The sequence below is a fragment of the Microbacterium sp. LCT-H2 genome, from assembly GCF_001866135.1.
In the GTDB taxonomy this organism is placed as follows: Bacteria; Actinomycetota; Actinomycetes; order Actinomycetales; family Microbacteriaceae; genus Microbacterium.
Window position 1 is genome coordinate 1 of record NZ_MODW01000006.1, and the last position, 15,725, is coordinate 15,725.

The following is a 15,725-nucleotide window of genomic DNA, read 5'->3' on the forward strand; positions in this document are numbered from 1 at the left end:
GAGGGGAGGGGGAGGGGGAGACTGTCCTACGCTGACAGGACCAGGACCAGGACCAGGACCGCGACGAGAGGAGTCCGTGTGAGCAAGGCCGCGACGGTGTATGACGTCGCCGACCGCGCCGGAGTGTCGATCGCGACCGTGTCGCGGGTGCTGCGCTCGCCGGAGGCCGTTCGTCCGGTGACCCGCGAGCGGGTGCTCGACGCGGTCTCCGCGCTGGGATACGTCCCCAGCGGGAGCGCGCGAGGTCTCGCGGAGCGCCGGACCGGGGTGCTGGGGCTGTACTTCCCGGGATTCGACGCCGCCGAGGACGCTCCGCCCCTCGACGTGCTGTCCGCCGCCGCCCGCCCGCCGTTCACGGTCGTGTCGGAGGACCAGGACCCGCCGCACTCGTCGATGCTGTTCCTCGATGAAGTCCTCCGCGGCGCCGAGCTGGAGGCATGGAAGCAGGGGTTCGTGCTCATGGTGGGCGTCGGCCGCGACGATCCCGACCGCTCCACCGTCCGCGACATGGCCGGCCGCGTGGACGGGCTCATGGTGCTCGCCCGCAGCGTGCCGGACGACGTGCTCGCCCGGCTGGCCCGCCGCATCCCGGTGGTCGTGCTGTCCGGACCGCCGCGGGGCGATGCCTACGATCACGTCACGGTGAGCAACGTCGAGGCGATGGGGGAGCTGACCCGCCACGTGCTGTCCCAGGTCGGGGAGGGGGAGATCGCGTTCCTCGCGGGCCCGGCCGACTCGCCCGACGCCGAGCAGCGGTGGGAGGGCGTGTCGACCGCGCTCGCCGCGGCGGGGCGCGATCCGGCGGCGGTGCGCATGCTCCGGGGTGACTTCACCCGCGCCTCCGGGCGTCGGGCGGGGGCGGAGTTCGCGCACGACGGCGTGCCCGCCGCTCTCATCGCCGCCAACGACCAGATGGCCCTCGGCGCCATGGACGTGTTCCGGGGCGCGGGCGTGCGGGTGCCCGACGACGTCCTCGTCACGGGGTTCGACGGCATCGAGGCGGCGACGCTGGTGTCGCCCCCGCTGACCACGATCCGGCAGCCGATGATCGAGCTCGGACGCGCGGCCGTGCAGGTGCTCGCGCGACGGCTGGAGCAGCCGGACGCCCCGCCGCTCACCACGCGGCTGCCGCTCCAGATCCTCCTCCGCGAGAGCTCCACGCGCCCCTCCTGAGTCGCCGCGGCCGCGCCGCCCCGGAGGACCCCGGGCTCACCACGGGGTTGCCGATTCAAAATGTATGCGCTTACAATCTGGTGTACGGCTTCGGCCGGCAGGACTCCCCACCCCCCGGGGCGCCCTTCATGACAGAGACGACATGAGGTCATCCAGTGGCAGAGACGCACACCTTCCGACGCTGGCGCCGCGCCGCCGTCGTGGGGCTCGCGGCCGCAGCGGTCGCGCTCAGCGGCTGCAGCATCCAGATCAGCTCGCAGCCCGACCCCTCGATCGGCGACGACACGATGCTCATCAACGCCGACAAGGGCAACCCGTTCTTCACGCAGAACTTCAATCCCTACCTCACGAACACCCGGACCGCCTCGCGGTGGATCTACGAGCCGCTCATCCTGGTGAACCCGCTCGACGGCGAGCTCACCCCGTGGCTCGCGTCCGAGTGGACCCAGCCCGACGCCCGCACCATCGTGATGACGGTCCGCGACGGCGTGGAGTGGAGCGACGGCGAGCCCCTCACCCCGGAGGATGTGGCCTTCACGTTCCAGCTCATCAAGGACGAGCCTTCGCTCGACATCAAGGGCGCGTGGCAGCACATCGACCGCATCGAGGTCGACGGCGACGACGTGGTGTTCCACCTCCAGGGCGAGGACGCGCCGTCGCTCTCGATCCTCGGGCAGACCATGATCGTGCCCGAGCACCTGTGGGCCGACGTGGAGGACCCGGCCACCTGGCGCAACGAGGAGCCGGTCGGCACCGGGCCGTTCGTGCTCGGCAACTACAACGACCAGCAGTACTCGATGGACCGCAACCCGGACTACTGGCAGGCGGACAAGATCGAGATCGAGCACATCATCCTCCCGGCCACGAACACCCAGCTCGACACCGTGACCCGCGGCTACGACTGGGCCTACTCCTTCATCTCCGACGTCGAGGGCACCTGGGGGGCGGCGAGTCCCGACAACACCTGGTGGTTCCCGCCGGGCGGCGTCATCTCGCTCGTGCCCAACCTCGAGGTCGCTCCCTTCGACGACGTGAACGTCCGTCGCGGCATCGCGCTCGCGCTCGACCGGGAGGAGATCGCGGAGACCGCCTCGGAGGGCTATATGCAGCCCGCCGGGCAGACCGGCCTCATCCTGCCCAACCAGGAGAAGTACCTCGACCCGGAGATCCCGGACCAGGGCATGCTCGCCCAGGACCGCGACGCCGCGCTGGCGGCGTTCGCCGAGTCCGGGTACACCCTCCAGGGTGACCGGCTCGTCGGCGAGGACGGGGAGCAGCTCGCCTTCTCGCTGACCACCGCCAACGGCTACTCCGACTGGACGCGCGCCGCCCAGACCGTGCAGCGCCAGCTCGCGGACGTCGGCGTCACGGTGTCGCTCAAGCTCCCGCAGCCCGCCGGGTATCAGAGCGCGATCGGCACCGGCGACTTCGAGATGGCGATCGGCGGCATGGGCAACGGCGACGTGTACCAGGCCTACAACAGCCTGCTCTCCAGCGACTTCTACGTGCCGGCCGGCGAGGTCACGACCAACAACTTCGAGCGCTACCGCTCCCCGGAGGCCGACGCCCTGCTGGAGGAGTACCGCGCCACGATCGACCCCGACCGCCAGACCGAGATCGTGCACGAGCTGCAGAGCATCGTGTACGAGGAGGTCCCCGTGATCGGCCTGTACTACGGCGGGATCTGGGGCCTGTTCAACGACGCGAAGTTCACCGGCTGGCCCTCCGCGGACGATCCGTACATGATCCCGCAGAACTACGACTCGGCGCCGCTGGGCATCTTCACCCACCTGAAGCGCACGGACGGAGGGGACCAGTGAAGTACGTCCTCCAGAAGATCGGCCTGTTCGTGCTCACCCTGTGGGCCGCGATCACCCTGAACTTCTTCCTCCCGCGACTCATGCCCGGCTCTCCCGCCGACGCGGCGATCGCGAAGCTCTCCCAGAACGGTCCGGTCTCGGACGCCACGCGCGCCGCGATCGAGGCGCAGCTCGGAGTGCCGACCGGTTCGATGTGGGACCAGTACGTGGCCTACCTCGGCCAGGTCGTCCGGCTCGACTTCGGCGTCTCGTACACGTTCTACCCGCAGACCGTGTCGAGCATGGTCTCCACCGCGTTGCCCTACACGCTCGGCCTCGTCGGCATCGTCACGATCCTCGCCTTCGTGATCGGCACGCTCATCGGTGTGATGGCCGCCTGGCGGCGCGGCACCTGGCTGGACTCCCTGCCGACGCTGACCGGGTCGTTCCTCAGCACGTTCCCGTACTTCTGGACGGCGCTGCTGCTGCTGTTCTTCCTCGGCTACGTGCTGCACTGGTTCCCGACCACCGGCGCCTACTCGGCGACGACCACCCCGGGATTCACCGGGGACTTCATCGTCGACCTCGTCCGGCACGCGTTCCTGCCGGCGCTGACGATCCTGCTCACCTCCCTCGGCGGCTGGATCATCGGCATGCGCAACGCGATGATCAACACGCTCGGTGAGGACTACATCACCTTCGGCGAGGCGAACGGCCTCCGCGGTCGCACGATCGCCCTCCGTTACGCGGCCCGCAACGCGATCCTGCCGAACCTGACCGGCTTCGGGCTCACGCTCGGCGGCGTGGTGGGCGGCTCGATCCTCGTCGAGCAGGTGTTCGGATATCCGGGCATCGGCTACCTGCTGTTCAACGCCGTGATCGGGCAGGACTACCCGCTCATGCAGGCGCTCTTCCTGATGATCACCGTGAGCGTGCTCATCGCCAACTTCCTCGTGGACATCCTCTACGGGGTTCTCGACCCGAGGACTCGCCGATGACGACCCCGAACCCCACCCCCAGCACCATGACCGTCAAGGTCCCCACCGCCCGCATCGCGGCGCCCAGCCCCTGGCGCGCCTTCGGCCGGATGGTCGGCACCCTGTGGTCCAACGGCAAGGCCCGCATCGGCCTCTGCCTCCTCGCGTTCTTCGTGCTCGTCGCCGTGTTCGCCCCGCTCCTGGCTCCGTACGGGCCGAAGGAGAACGGGTTCCCGCGCAACGCCGACGCCTCGTGGGAGCACTGGCTCGGCACGACCGCGGCCGGGGAGGACGTGCTCAGCCAGCTCATCTACGGCGCCCAGGTCAGCCTCCTCGTTGGTTTCGCGGCCGGGCTGCTCTCCACGGTCGTGGCCGTGCTGATCGGTCTGAGCTGGGGCTACATGCGCGGGTTCGCGGGCGAGGTCGTCGGGTTCATCGTCAACCTGTTCCTCGTGATCCCCGGCCTGCCGCTGATGATCGTAATCGCGGCCTACCTGCAGAACGGCGGCATCCTCATGATCATCGCCGTGATCGTCGTGACCGGCTGGGCGTGGGGTGCGCGCGTGCTGCGCAGCCAGACCCAGTCCCTCCGCGGCAACGACTTCGTCACCTCGGCGCAGTTCTCCGGCGACAGCAGGGCGCGGATCGTCTTCCGCGAGATCCTGCCGAACATGACGTCGATCATCGCCGGCACCCTCTTCGGGGCGGCGACGGCGGCGATCCTCGCCGAGGCGGGGCTGGAGTTCCTCGGCCTCGGCGACTCCAGCATCGTCAGCTGGGGCACGATGCTCTACTGGGCGCAGAACTCCAACTCCCTGCTCACCGGACAGTGGCTGCTGCTGTTCGCGCCCGGTCTGTGCATCGCACTGCTCGCCCTGAGCCTCACACTCATCAACTTCGGCGTGGACGGCATCTCCAATCCGCGCCTGCGCGAAGGGAAGGGCCGATGAGCGCCATGGAGCACGACGACATCCTCCTCGACGTCCAGTCGCTGTCCGTGGAGTACGCCTCCCCGGGGCAGGAACCGGTGCCGGCGGTGCGCGACGTGTCGTTCGCGCTGCGGCGCGGCGAGTTCGTCGGGCTCGTCGGCGAGTCCGGGTCGGGCAAGTCCACGCTGGGCTTCGCGCTGACGCGGCTGCAGAAGCCGCCGGCGCGCATCAGCGGCGGACGCATCCTCTTCGACGGCCGCGACATCCGCGAGCTCGATGCCGAGGAGCTGCGGCGTCAGCGCCAGGGCGGCTTCGCGATGGTGCTGCAGTCCGGCATGAACGCGCTGAACCCTGTGCGGACCGTGGGCAACCACTTCCGCGACATCTTCGCCGCGCACGGTCATGTGCCCGCCGAGCAGCGCCAGGCCAGGGCGCGGGAGCTCGTCGGCAAGGTGGGGCTGAAGCCGGAGGTGCTCGACCGGTACCCCGGGGAGCTCTCCGGCGGCATGCGGCAGCGCGCCTCGATCGCCCTCGCCCTCTCGCTCGAGCCCCAGCTGATGGTGTTCGACGAGCCCACCACCGCGCTCGACGTGCTCGTCCAGCACGCGGTCATGGACACGATCCAGGAGCTGCAGCGGTCCGAGCGCTTCACGGCGATCCTCATCAGCCACGACCTCGGGATCGTCCTCGAGGCGACCGACCGGGTGATGGTCATGCACGAGGGCCGCATCGTGGAGGACGCCCGCAGCCAGGACATCCTGCACCGCCCGCAGGACGAGTACACCCGGATGCTGCTGAGCCACTACGCCGACCCGCGCGCCGAGAAGATCGAGATCCCCGGGTTCGTCGATCTCGGCACCCGTCGCCGGGAGGGACGCAGCCGTACGGACGTCACCGAGACCCTGCCGACCGTGTCGCCGCGGGACGCCCGGCGGGCCGACGCCGCGATCGTGGTGGAGGGCGTGACCAAGCGCTATCCGGCACCGCGCCGCGGTCAGGACTCGGTCGTCGCGGTCGACGACGTGTCCTTCCGCCTGGAGCCGGGGGAGGCGCTGGCGCTGGTCGGTGCCTCCGGCTCGGGCAAGTCGACGATCGCGAAGATGCTCACCGGCGTCGAGAAGCCGACCTCCGGCCGCATCCGCTTCGGCGACACCGATGTGGCGTCCTTGAAGCGCCGAGGACTCCGCGACCTCCGCAAGGACGTGCAGATGGTGTTCCAGGATCCGTACGCGGCCCTGAACCCGCTGCACACCGTCGAGTACGCGCTGACCCGTCCGGTCGTGAACTACACGAGGCTGCGCGGAGCGGAGGCCAGGGCCCGGGTGCTCGAACTGCTGGAGACGGTGGGCCTGACGCCCGTCGAGCAGTTCGCCGCCAAGCTGCCGCACCAGCTCTCCGGCGGGCAGCGGCAGCGCGTGGTGATCGCCAGGGCGCTCGCGAGCGACCCGCAGGTGCTCATCGCGGACGAGCCGGTGTCGATGCTCGACGTGTCGCTCCGCGCCGGCGTGCTTGCGCTGCTGGAGGACCTCCGCGAACGGTGGGGCATCAGCATGCTCTACATCACCCACGATCTGCTGAGCGCGCGGCTCGTCACCGAGAACATCCTCGTGCTCAACAGCGGCCGCGTCGTCGAGCGGGGCGAGACCTCCCAGGTGCTGCAGCATCCGGAGGACCCGTACACGGTCGAACTGCTCGACGCCGTGCCGAACCCCGCCCGCGCCCGCTGACGCGCCGAACGACTGCAAGAAAGAGAGAGGAGCGCATCCGTGCTCGCATTCCCCGACGGCTTCCTCTGGGGCGCCGCGACCGCCGCCCATCAGGTGGAGGGCAACAACACCACGAGCAACTGGTGGGCGATGGAACACGCCCCCGACTCGCCCATGGTCGAGCCCTCCGGTGACGCCGCCGACCATTTCCACCGCTACCCGGAGGACATGCGGCTGCTCGCCGAGGCCGGGCTGAACTCCTACCGGTTCTCGGTCGAGTGGGCGCGGATCGAGCCGGAGCGCGGGTTCGTCTCGCGGGCGATGCTCGACCACTACCGCCGGATGATCGACACCGCCAGGGAGAACGGGCTGGACCCGACGGTCACCCTCATGCACTTCACGGTGCCGCAGTGGTTCCAGAAGGACGGCTTCTGGCGTGCCGACGACGCGGTGGACCTGTTCTCCCGCTACGTGGAGACCGTGCTGCCGATCCTCGACGGCGTGCGCTACGTGTGCACGATCAACGAGCCGAACATCGCGGCGATGCTCGCCGGGGGAGAGGACGCGGCGAACCTCGTCGCCTACGGCCTGCCGAATCCGGACCTCGGTGTCGCGGACACCCTGCTGTCGGCCCACCGGAGGGCGTCCGAGATCCTGCACACGGTTCCCGGGGTGCAGGCGGGCTGGACGATCGCCACCCAGGCCTTCCACTCCACCGGCGAGCCCGGCGCCGACGAGATGCTCGCGACGTACGGCGACCCGCGCGACCACTGGTACCTGGAGCAGTCCGCCGGAGACGACTTCGTGGGCGTGCAGGCCTACACCCGCACGTTCATCGGCCCGGAGGGACCGCTGCCGGTGTCGCCCGACGTGGAGACGACGCTCACGGGCTGGGAGTTCTTCCCCGAGGCACTCGAGCTGGGCGTCCGGAGCGCGTGGGAGCGCAGCGGCGGCGTCCCCGTGCTCGTCACGGAGAACGGCATCGCCACGGCCGACGACACCCGCCGCATCGCCTACACGCAGGGCGCACTGGAGGGGCTGCACCGCGCCATCAGCGACGGCATCGAGGTCCGCGCCTACCAGCACTGGAGTGCGCTGGACAACTACGAATGGGCGAGTGGATTCCGGCCGACGTTCGGTCTCATCGGCTTCGACCACGAGACCTTCGAGCGGTTCCCGAAGCCCTCGCTGGCCTGGCTCGGCGAGGTCGCCCGCCGCAATGGGCTCTGACGAGCCGCACGGCGTAACCACGGGCATGGGGGCACCTAGAATTGTCCCCATGCCCGCTGGCGACTCCTTCTACATCACCACGCCCATCTACTACCCCTCCGATGTGCCGCACATCGGTCACGGGTACACGACGGTGGCCGTCGACACGCTCGCACGGTGGCACCGCCAGGCGGGCGACGACACCTGGATGCTGACGGGCACCGACGAGCACGGTCAGAAGATGCTGCGGGCCGCGGCCGCCAACGGCGTCACCCCGCAGGAGTGGGTCGACAAGCTCGTCAGCGAGAGCTGGTTCCCGCTGCTGAAGACCCTCGACGTCGCGAACGACGACTTCATCCGCACCACGCAGGAGCGGCACGAGACCAACGTGCAGACGTTCTTCCAGCGGCTCTACGACCGCGGCTACATCTACGCGGGCGAGTACGAGGCGCTCTACTGTGTGGGCTGCGAGGAGTTCAAGCCGGAGTCCGAGATCGTCGACGGCACGGGTCCCTTTGAGGGGCTGAAGGTCTGCGCCATCCACTCCAAGCCGCTGGAGCTGCTGCAGGAGAAGAACTACTTCTTCAAGCTCAGCGAGTTCCAGGACCGCCTGCTCGAGCTCTACAAGACCGAGCCCGACTTCGTGCGGCCCGACTCGGCGCGCAACGAGGTCGTCTCGTTCGTGAGCCAGGGCCTCAAGGACCTCTCGATCTCCCGCTCGACCTTCGACTGGGGCATCCCGCTGCCGTGGGACGAGTCGCACGTCATCTACGTGTGGGTCGACGCGCTGCTCAACTACGCCACGGCCGTCGGCTACGGCTCCGACGAGGAGACCTTCGCGCGCCGCTGGCCCGCGTACCACGTCGTCGGCAAGGACATCCTGCGCTTCCACGCCGTGATCTGGCCGGCGCTGCTGATGGCGGCGGGGCTCGACGTCCCGAAGGGCGTCTTCGCGCACGGCTGGCTGCTCGTGGGCGGCGAGAAGATGTCGAAGTCGAAGCTCACCGGCATCGCGCCGACCGAGATCACCGACGTCTTCGGCTCCGACGCCTACCGCTTCTACTTCCTGTCCGCGATCGCGTTCGGTCAGGACGGCTCGTTCTCCTGGGAGGACCTCTCCGCGCGGTACCAGGCCGAGCTCGCGAACGGCTTCGGCAACCTCGCCTCGCGCACGACCGCCATGATCGAGAAGTACTTCGAGGGCATCGTGCCGCCGGCGGCCGAGTACACCGAGGCCGACCTCGCGATCCAGCGGATCGTCTCGGACGCCGCGACGAAGGCGGACGCGGCGATCGGCCAGTTCCGCATCGACGAGGCGATCTCCGCGATCTGGACCATCGTCGACGCGCTCAACGGGTACATCACCGAGAACGAGCCGTGGGCGCTCGCCCGCGACGAGGACCAGCGCGAGCGTCTGGGTACCGTGCTCTACACGTGCGCCGAGGGGCTGCGCGCGCTCGCCGTGCTGCTGTCGCCGATGATGCCGCAGTCGACCGAGAAGCTGTGGATCGCGCTCGGTGCCGCGGAGACCCTGGGGCGGCTGCAGGACCAGCCGATCCGCGAGGCGGGTGCCTGGGGTGTGCTGAAGCCGGGCACGAGCGTCAACGGCCTCGCGCCGCTGTTCCCGCGCGTGGAGTCCACGGCCTGACATCCGGGCAGGACACCATGGCGGAGACCTACGTGCGCGAGCGCTCGGGCGACGGGCGCAAGGACCGGACCTATCCGGCGGCCCCGGAACCCCTCGCGGTGCCCGTCTACGACAACCACGCGCACCTCGAGATCGCCGATGGTGACCAGCCCTTGACGCTCAAGACCCAGCTCGACCGGGCGGAGGCCGTCGGCGTCATCGGCGTCGTCCAGGCGTCCGGAGACATCGAGTCGTCCCGCTGGGCGGTCGAGGCCGCCGCGTCCGACCCCCGGGTCCTCGCCGCGGTCGCCATCCACCCGAACGACGCCCCGACGTACGCCGAGGAGGGGCGCCTCGACGAGGCGCTCGCCGTGATCGACGAGCTCGCCGCGCATCCGCGCACGCGCGCGATCGGCGAGACCGGGCTCGACTTCTTCCGCACCGGACCGGAGCGCCGTGCGCCGCAGTTCGCCTCGTTCGAGGCGCACATCGCGCTCGCCAAGAAGCACGGCATCGCGATGCAGATCCACGACCGGGATGCGCACGAGGCCGTGCTGGAGACGCTGACGCGGGTCGGGGCCCCCGAGCGCACCGTGTTCCACTGCTTCTCCGGCGACGAGGCGATGGCCCGGGTGTGCGCCGACGCCGGGTACTACCTGTCGTTCGCCGGGAACGTGACGTTCAAGAACGCGCAGAACCTGCGCGACGCGCTGAAGGTCACCCCGCTGGACCGCCTCCTCGTCGAGACGGACGCGCCGTTCCTCACGCCGGTCCCGCTGCGGGGCCGCCCGAACGCGCCGTACCTCGTGCCGCTCACGGTGCGCTTCCTGGCCGCCGAGCTCGACCTGGACGTGGACGAGCTCGCCGCGCAGCTCGCCGAGAACACCGTCCGGGTCTACGGCTCGTTCGCCGACTAACCCTCCGGGTCGACGTCCCCCGGTCCCGTCTCGGCGACCGGCTTGGCACTGACGATGTGCGAGATGGGCTTCCACACCAGCACGAGGGTGATCGCCGCCCCGCCGAACGCGAACCACCAGGGCGCGGTCAGGCCCCAGGTCTGCGCGATGACGCCGCCGAGGGCCTGGCCGACGATCATGCCGCCGAAGACGCCGACCATGTTGACCGAGGCGACGCGCCCCTGCAGGGAAGCGGGGACGAGCCGCTGCCGGACGGTCGTGGAAAACGTGCCCCACACGAAGGCGTACGCCCCGAAGAAGAACATGATGACGAGGGCCACCGTGCCCGTGGTGGTCAGCGCGAACGCGAGGTGCATGAGCACCTCGAGGGAGAGGACGACACGCATCAGGGTCGCGAACGACACGTGCCGTTCCAGCCAGCCGAAGCTCAGCGTCGCGAGGATGCCGCCCGCCGCGGACGCCGTGGTGAGCGCGCCGTAGCCCACGGGCCCCATCTGCAGGTGCTCGGTGGCGTAGAGCACGAGCACGCCCCACGGCGCGGCCCAGGTCACGTTGAAGACGAGGATGATGAGCACGAGCATGCGCACCGGCGGATTGCGCCACAGCCAGCGCAGACCCTCCGCGATGTCGGTGTGCACCGGCGGGTGGGTCTCGGTCTCCCGCGGCGGGACGGGCGTGCGGGCCATGCGGGAGATGAGGACGATCGCGAGCGTCACGCACAGCACCTCGACGAGGAACGGCCATGCGCTCCCGGCCGCGAAGAGGAACGCGCCCAGCGGCGGCCCGGCGAACTGGTTGGCGACGAGGTAGCCGGCCTGCAGGCGCGCGTTCCCGATGCCGAGGTCGGCCGGCTTCACGAGCATCGGCAGCAATGTGCTCCCCGCGGTGTCGACGAAGACCTCGGCGGTGCCGTAGAGGAACGCGACGGCGAGGACGATCCCGATGTTCGCGGTTCCCGTCACGAGGAACACGCAGAGCGCGGCGAGCACGACGGCGCGCACGGCGTTGGCGGTCATCACTAGGCGGCGCCGATCGAAGCGGTCGGCGATGGCCCCCGCGTGCAGGCCGAAGAGCAGCCATGGCAGGAACTGCAGGATGGCGCCGGAGGCCACGAGGATCGGCGACGACGTCATCGACGCGATGAGCAGGGGAGCGGCGGCCAGCGCCACACCGTCTCCGATGTTGCTCGTCCACGACGACGCGAGCAGCCAGCGGAAATCCCTGCCCAGGCGCCGCGGAGCGATCAGTTCACCGAGGGAGGGCACCCCCGAAGGATACGGGAGAATGGGTGCATGACCGTCACCTTGCTCGGGGCCACCGAGATCCGCCGTCTGGCCGCCGAGCTCGATGTCACCCCCACCAAGAAGCTCGGACAGAACTTCGTCGTCGACGCGAACACCGTCCGCAAGATCGTCCAGGCCGCCCGCGTGCAGGCGGGGGAGCGGGTGGTCGAGGTCGGACCGGGACTCGGGTCGCTGACCCTCGCGATCCTCGAGGCGGGAGCCGCGGTCACCGCCGTGGAGATCGACCACCGCCTGGCCGCCCGCCTGCCGCAGACCGCGGCCGAGCACGGCGTGCCGGAGGGGATGCTGACGGTGGTCGACGCCGATGCGCTCCGCGTCACGGAGCTGCCGGGGGAGCCGACCGTCCTCGTCGCGAACCTGCCGTACAACGTGTCCGTGCCCGTCCTGCTGCACTTCCTGGAGACCTTCCCCTACCTGCAGCGGGGCGTCGTGATGGTGCAGGCGGAGGTGGCCGAGCGCCTCGCCGCGAAGCCGGGCTCGAAGATCTACGGCTCGCCCAGCGTCAAGGCCGCCTGGTACGGCGACTGGAAGCTCACCGGCAACGTCTCCCGCCAGGTCTTCTGGCCGGTGCCGAACGTGGACAGCCTCCTCGTCGGCTTCGACCGCTCCGAGGGCGAGCGCGGCCCGATCGAGGAGCGCCGGCGCACATTCGCCATCGTCGACGCGGCCTTCAACCAGCGACGCAAGATGCTGCGACAGGCCCTCTCCGGCCTCTTCGGCAGCTCCGCCGCGGCGACCGAGGTGCTGACCGCCGCCGGCGTCGCTCCGACCGCCCGCGGGGAGGACCTCACGGTCGACGACTACCAGCGGATCGCCCAGCACGCAACGGCGATCGAGGGTTCGGGCGTCAGCGGCTAATCTGGCACGGTGACCGACTCCCCCCGCTTCCGCCCCGACGTCCCCGAACTGCACCGCCCGTACGCTGCCGACGAGGGCCGCTACGGACGGTTCGCCTACCGTCAGGTCGGCGCCTCCGGCCTGTACCTGCCCCCGATCTCGCTCGGGCTCTGGTGGAACTTCGGCGACAACATCCCGCTCGACAACCAGCGGGCGCTCCTGCGTCACGCGTTCGACAACGGGATCACGCACTTCGACCTGGCGAACAACTACGGCCCGCCGTACGGCTCGGCCGAGAAGAACTTCGGCCGCATCTTCGCCGAGGACCTGCGTCCCTACCGCGACGAGCTGATCATCTCGTCGAAGGCCGGCTGGGACATGTGGCCCGGACCGTACGGCGACTACGCGAGCCGGAAGTACATCCTCGCGAGCGCCGAGCAGTCGCTCACCCGCATGGGGCTGGACTACGTCGACATCTTCTACTCGCACCGCGTCGACCCGGTCACCCCGATCGCCGAGACCGTCGGGGCGCTGGACACCCTGGTCCGCCAGGGCAAGGCGCTGTACGTCGGCATCTCCTCCTACAGCGCGGAGCGCACGGCCGAGGCCGTGGCCGTGGCGAAGGAGCTGGGGACGCCGCTCGTCATCCACCAGCCGGCCTACTCGATCCTGAACCGCTGGATCGAGGACGGCCTCACGCAGACCCTGGAGGAGTCGGGCCTCGGCGCCATCGCCTTCACCCCGCTCGCCCAGGGCCTCCTCACCGACAAGTACCTCGGCGACGGCACGGCCGAGCGCGCGCAGCAGCGGGGTTCGCTGCCGAAGGGCAAGCTGACCGACGAGGCCGTCGAGACGCTCCGTGCGCTGAACGAGGTCGCGCAGGGTCGCGGGCAGTCGCTCGCGCAGCTCGCGCTGCAGTGGACGCTGCGCACCCCGGTCGTCGCCTCGGCGCTCATCGGCGCGTCGCGTACGGAGCAGCTCGACGAGAACCTCGCCGCGCTCGACGGTCCCGCGTTCACCGACGAGGAGCTCCGCCGCATCGACGAGCTCGCGGGCGCCATCGACGTCAACCTGTGGGCGACCTCGTCGGACCTGTGATCCGCTCATGAGCCTCGCCGCGTCCTCCGGGTCCGTGCACGTGCGCGCGCCGGGGAAGATCAACGTCTACCTCGGTGTCGGCGGGCGCCATGACGACGGCTACCACGCCCTCGCGACGGTCTTCCAGGCGGTGTCGCTGTATGAGGACGTGATCGCCAGGGACGCCGACGACTTCTCGATCACGGTGACCGGGGTGGAGGACGACGGCTCGGTGCCGCTCGACGACCGGAACCTCGCGATGCGGGCCGCCAAGCTGCTGGCGACGGCGACGGATCACCCCGGCGGGGTGGCGCTGCAGATCCGCAAGAGCGTTCCCGTCGCCGGCGGTATGGGCGGGGGTTCCGCGGATGCCGCGGCCGCCCTGGTCGCCTGCGACGCCCTCTGGGGCACGGGACTCTCCGCGGCGCGCTTGCACGATCTCGCGGCCCGGCTCGGTGCCGATGTCCCCTTCGCGCTGCATGGCGGCACTGCCGTCGGCACCGGCCGTGGCGATCAGCTGAACCCGGCTCTCGCCCGCGGCCGCTTCGACTGGCTGCTGGTGACCAGCGATGAGGGGCTGTCCACGCCCGCTGTGTATACCCGGCTCGACGAGCTGCGCGAGGAGGAGGGGGCGCTCGCCGACGATCCGCCGCTCTCGCTGGACGTGCCGATCCCGGTGCTGCAGGCGCTGCGCACCGGAGACGCCTGGCAGCTCGCCGACGCACTCCACAACGACCTTCAGGCGGCCGCGCTCGACCTGCGACCGGATCTGGCGCAGACCATCGAACGCGGGATCGCGGCCGGTGCGCTGCACGGCCTCGTGTCCGGTTCCGGGCCGACCGTGGCCCTCCTCTGCGCGGATCCCGAGTCCGCGCAGGCGGTGCAGACGGCCCTCCGCGAGGGTGGCCTCGATCCGCTGCACGTGCACGGCGCCGTCCCCGGAGCCCGCATCATCGGCTGAACCTGCCCGCTCCCCTCGCATCCGAGCGGCGAGGAGCGTGCGCGCGGTCGAGGTGCATCCAGCGGGTCATCGCAGACATAATGAAGTAGTCATGTGACCGTGCACACGCGAGGAGGCTGGATGTCCACCTCCTCCGAGCGTGCCCGCATGCCGAGCATCCGCGACGTCGCCCGCCTCGCCGGCGTCTCGCATCAGACCGTCTCCCGGGTGCTCAACGACCATCCCAGCATCCGCCCGGAGACCAAGGCGAAGGTGCTCGACGCGATCGCCGTGCTCGACTACCGCCCCAATCTGGCGGCGCGTGCGCTCGTGACGAGCAAGTCGAACGTGCTCGGCATCCTCTCGGCGACGATCGGCGAGTTCGGGCCGACGTCGTCCATCGCCGGCATCGAGGACGCGGCGCGCGAGGAGGGGTACTCCGTCTCCACGCTCAACCTCCCCGCGACCACTCCGGAGGCGATCGGCAACGCCGTGCGCCAGCTTGAGCGCGAGCAGGTGGACGGCATCGTCGTGCTCGCCCCGCAGGTGCGGGTCTTCCATGTCCTGCGCGGCATGAACGTCACGATGCCCTTCGTGACCCTGCAGACCGCCTCCGGCTCAGACGGCGTCAGCCTCTCCGCCGACCAGGTGGCAGGGGCGAAGGCGGCGACCGAGCACCTGATCGCGCTGGGCCACAGCGACATCCTCCACCTCGCCGGGCCGCAGGACTGGATCGAGGCGGAGTCCCGGATGCGCGGGTATCTGGATGCGCTCCGCGACGCCGACCTGCCGACGTTCCCGCCGATCCGCGGGGACTGGACGGCCGACTTCGGCTACTTCGCCGGCAAGGAGCTCTCGCTGCGGCGCGACTTCACGGCGGTGTTCGCGGCGAACGATCTCATGGCGATCGGGCTGCTGCACGGCTTCCGCGATGCCGGAGTGCGCGTGCCGCACGACGTGAGCGTGATCGGGTTCGACGACATCCCGGTCGCGGCGCACGTGGCGCCGACGCTGAGCACGGTGCACCAGGACTTCCCCGAGCTCGGACGACGCGCCGTGCGCATCCTCCTCGCCGAGATCCGCGGCGAGGAGACCCCCGCATTCGGCCCGCTGCAGACCCTCCTTCGGGCGCGCGAATCCGCTGCATCACGGTAGCGACACGAAAACACGCCGCGGACTTGACACCGCTCCCGTGGAAGACGACGATATACCGATGTGAACGGTCACATC

At 70.2% G+C, this 15,725-nt stretch carries 13 protein-coding genes; 12 read left to right on the forward strand and 1 reads right to left on the reverse strand.

Annotated features, from left to right (window positions below):
- The first annotated feature begins 78 nt into the window (after positions 1-78).
- The 8 genes from BK819_RS13595 to BK819_RS13630 all read left to right on the forward strand — a co-directional run bounded on the left by BK819_RS13595 (position 79) and on the right by BK819_RS13630 (position 10,337).
- Entirely contained in the window at positions 79-1,173 is a 1,095-nt protein-coding gene (locus BK819_RS13595; protein ID WP_083391804.1) for a LacI family DNA-binding transcriptional regulator, read from the forward strand.
- 155 nt (positions 1,174-1,328) lie between these two features.
- Complete coding sequence (locus tag BK819_RS13600; protein WP_071329618.1) at positions 1,329-2,993, forward strand: ABC transporter substrate-binding protein; 1,665 nt, start codon at positions 1,329-1,331, stop codon at positions 2,991-2,993.
- Positions 2,990-3,970, forward strand: coding sequence for an ABC transporter permease (locus BK819_RS13605; RefSeq protein ID WP_071329619.1), 981 nt, complete (start codon positions 2,990-2,992; stop codon positions 3,968-3,970). The genes BK819_RS13600 and BK819_RS13605 overlap by 4 nt, the downstream gene beginning before the upstream one ends.
- Positions 3,967-4,899: an ABC transporter permease gene (locus BK819_RS13610; RefSeq protein WP_071329620.1), complete on the forward strand. Its 933-nt coding sequence runs from the start codon at positions 3,967-3,969 to the stop codon at positions 4,897-4,899. The genes BK819_RS13605 and BK819_RS13610 overlap by 4 nt, the downstream gene beginning before the upstream one ends.
- Positions 4,900-4,904: 5 nt before the next feature.
- Complete coding sequence (locus tag BK819_RS13615; protein WP_071329621.1) at positions 4,905-6,605, forward strand: ABC transporter ATP-binding protein; 1,701 nt, start codon at positions 4,905-4,907, stop codon at positions 6,603-6,605.
- A gap of 39 nt (positions 6,606-6,644) precedes the next feature.
- Complete coding sequence (locus BK819_RS13620; protein WP_071329622.1) at positions 6,645-7,814, forward strand: glycoside hydrolase family 1 protein; 1,170 nt, start codon at positions 6,645-6,647, stop codon at positions 7,812-7,814.
- A 49-nt stretch (positions 7,815-7,863) separates the two neighbouring features.
- Positions 7,864-9,441: a methionine--tRNA ligase gene (gene metG, locus BK819_RS13625; RefSeq protein ID WP_071329623.1), complete on the forward strand. Its 1,578-nt coding sequence runs from the start codon at positions 7,864-7,866 to the stop codon at positions 9,439-9,441.
- 17 nt (positions 9,442-9,458) lie between these two features.
- Positions 9,459-10,337: a TatD family hydrolase gene (locus tag BK819_RS13630; RefSeq protein ID WP_071329624.1), complete on the forward strand. Its 879-nt coding sequence runs from the start codon at positions 9,459-9,461 to the stop codon at positions 10,335-10,337.
- Here BK819_RS13630 and BK819_RS13635 read toward each other — a convergent pair.
- A complete protein-coding gene (locus tag BK819_RS13635) occupies positions 10,334-11,602 on the reverse strand; it encodes an MFS transporter (protein WP_071329625.1) in 1,269 nt (422 codons plus the stop codon). The two genes, BK819_RS13630 and BK819_RS13635, sit on opposite strands and share 4 nt — an antisense overlap.
- 27 nt (positions 11,603-11,629) lie before the next feature.
- On the opposite strand from BK819_RS13635, the gene rsmA reads away from it, so the two are divergent.
- The 4 genes from rsmA to BK819_RS13655 all read left to right on the forward strand — a co-directional run bounded on the left by rsmA (position 11,630) and on the right by BK819_RS13655 (position 15,650).
- A complete protein-coding gene (gene rsmA / locus BK819_RS13640) occupies positions 11,630-12,499 on the forward strand; it encodes a 16S rRNA (adenine(1518)-N(6)/adenine(1519)-N(6))-dimethyltransferase RsmA (RefSeq protein ID WP_071329626.1) in 870 nt (289 codons plus the stop codon).
- Between the two features lie 9 nt (positions 12,500-12,508).
- A complete protein-coding gene (gene mgrA / locus BK819_RS13645; RefSeq protein WP_060922917.1) occupies positions 12,509-13,576 on the forward strand; it encodes an L-glyceraldehyde 3-phosphate reductase in 1,068 nt (355 codons plus the stop codon).
- A gap of 7 nt (positions 13,577-13,583) precedes the next feature.
- Positions 13,584-14,516 (forward strand): 4-(cytidine 5'-diphospho)-2-C-methyl-D-erythritol kinase, encoded by a 933-nt coding sequence (locus tag BK819_RS13650; protein ID WP_071329627.1) that lies wholly within the window; start codon positions 13,584-13,586, stop codon positions 14,514-14,516.
- 120 nt (positions 14,517-14,636) lie between these two features.
- Entirely contained in the window at positions 14,637-15,650 is a 1,014-nt protein-coding gene (locus tag BK819_RS13655) for a LacI family DNA-binding transcriptional regulator (protein WP_083391805.1), read from the forward strand.
- Positions 15,651-15,725 lie beyond the last annotated feature (75 nt).

Coding starts and splice junctions, on each gene's coding strand:
- BK819_RS13610 (WP_071329620.1), top strand. CDS start 3,967: ATGACGACCCCGAACCCCACCCCCAGCACCATGACCGTCAAGGTCCCC.
- BK819_RS13615 (WP_071329621.1), top strand. CDS start 4,905: ATGGAGCACGACGACATCCTCCTCGACGTCCAGTCGCTGTCCGTGGAG.
- metG (WP_071329623.1), top strand. CDS start 7,864: ATGCCCGCTGGCGACTCCTTCTACATCACCACGCCCATCTACTACCCC.
- BK819_RS13630 (WP_071329624.1), top strand. CDS start 9,459: ATGGCGGAGACCTACGTGCGCGAGCGCTCGGGCGACGGGCGCAAGGAC.
- rsmA (WP_071329626.1), top strand. CDS start 11,630: ATGACCGTCACCTTGCTCGGGGCCACCGAGATCCGCCGTCTGGCCGCC.
- BK819_RS13650 (WP_071329627.1), top strand. CDS start 13,584: ATGAGCCTCGCCGCGTCCTCCGGGTCCGTGCACGTGCGCGCGCCGGGG.
- BK819_RS13655 (WP_083391805.1), top strand. CDS start 14,637: ATGTCCACCTCCTCCGAGCGTGCCCGCATGCCGAGCATCCGCGACGTC.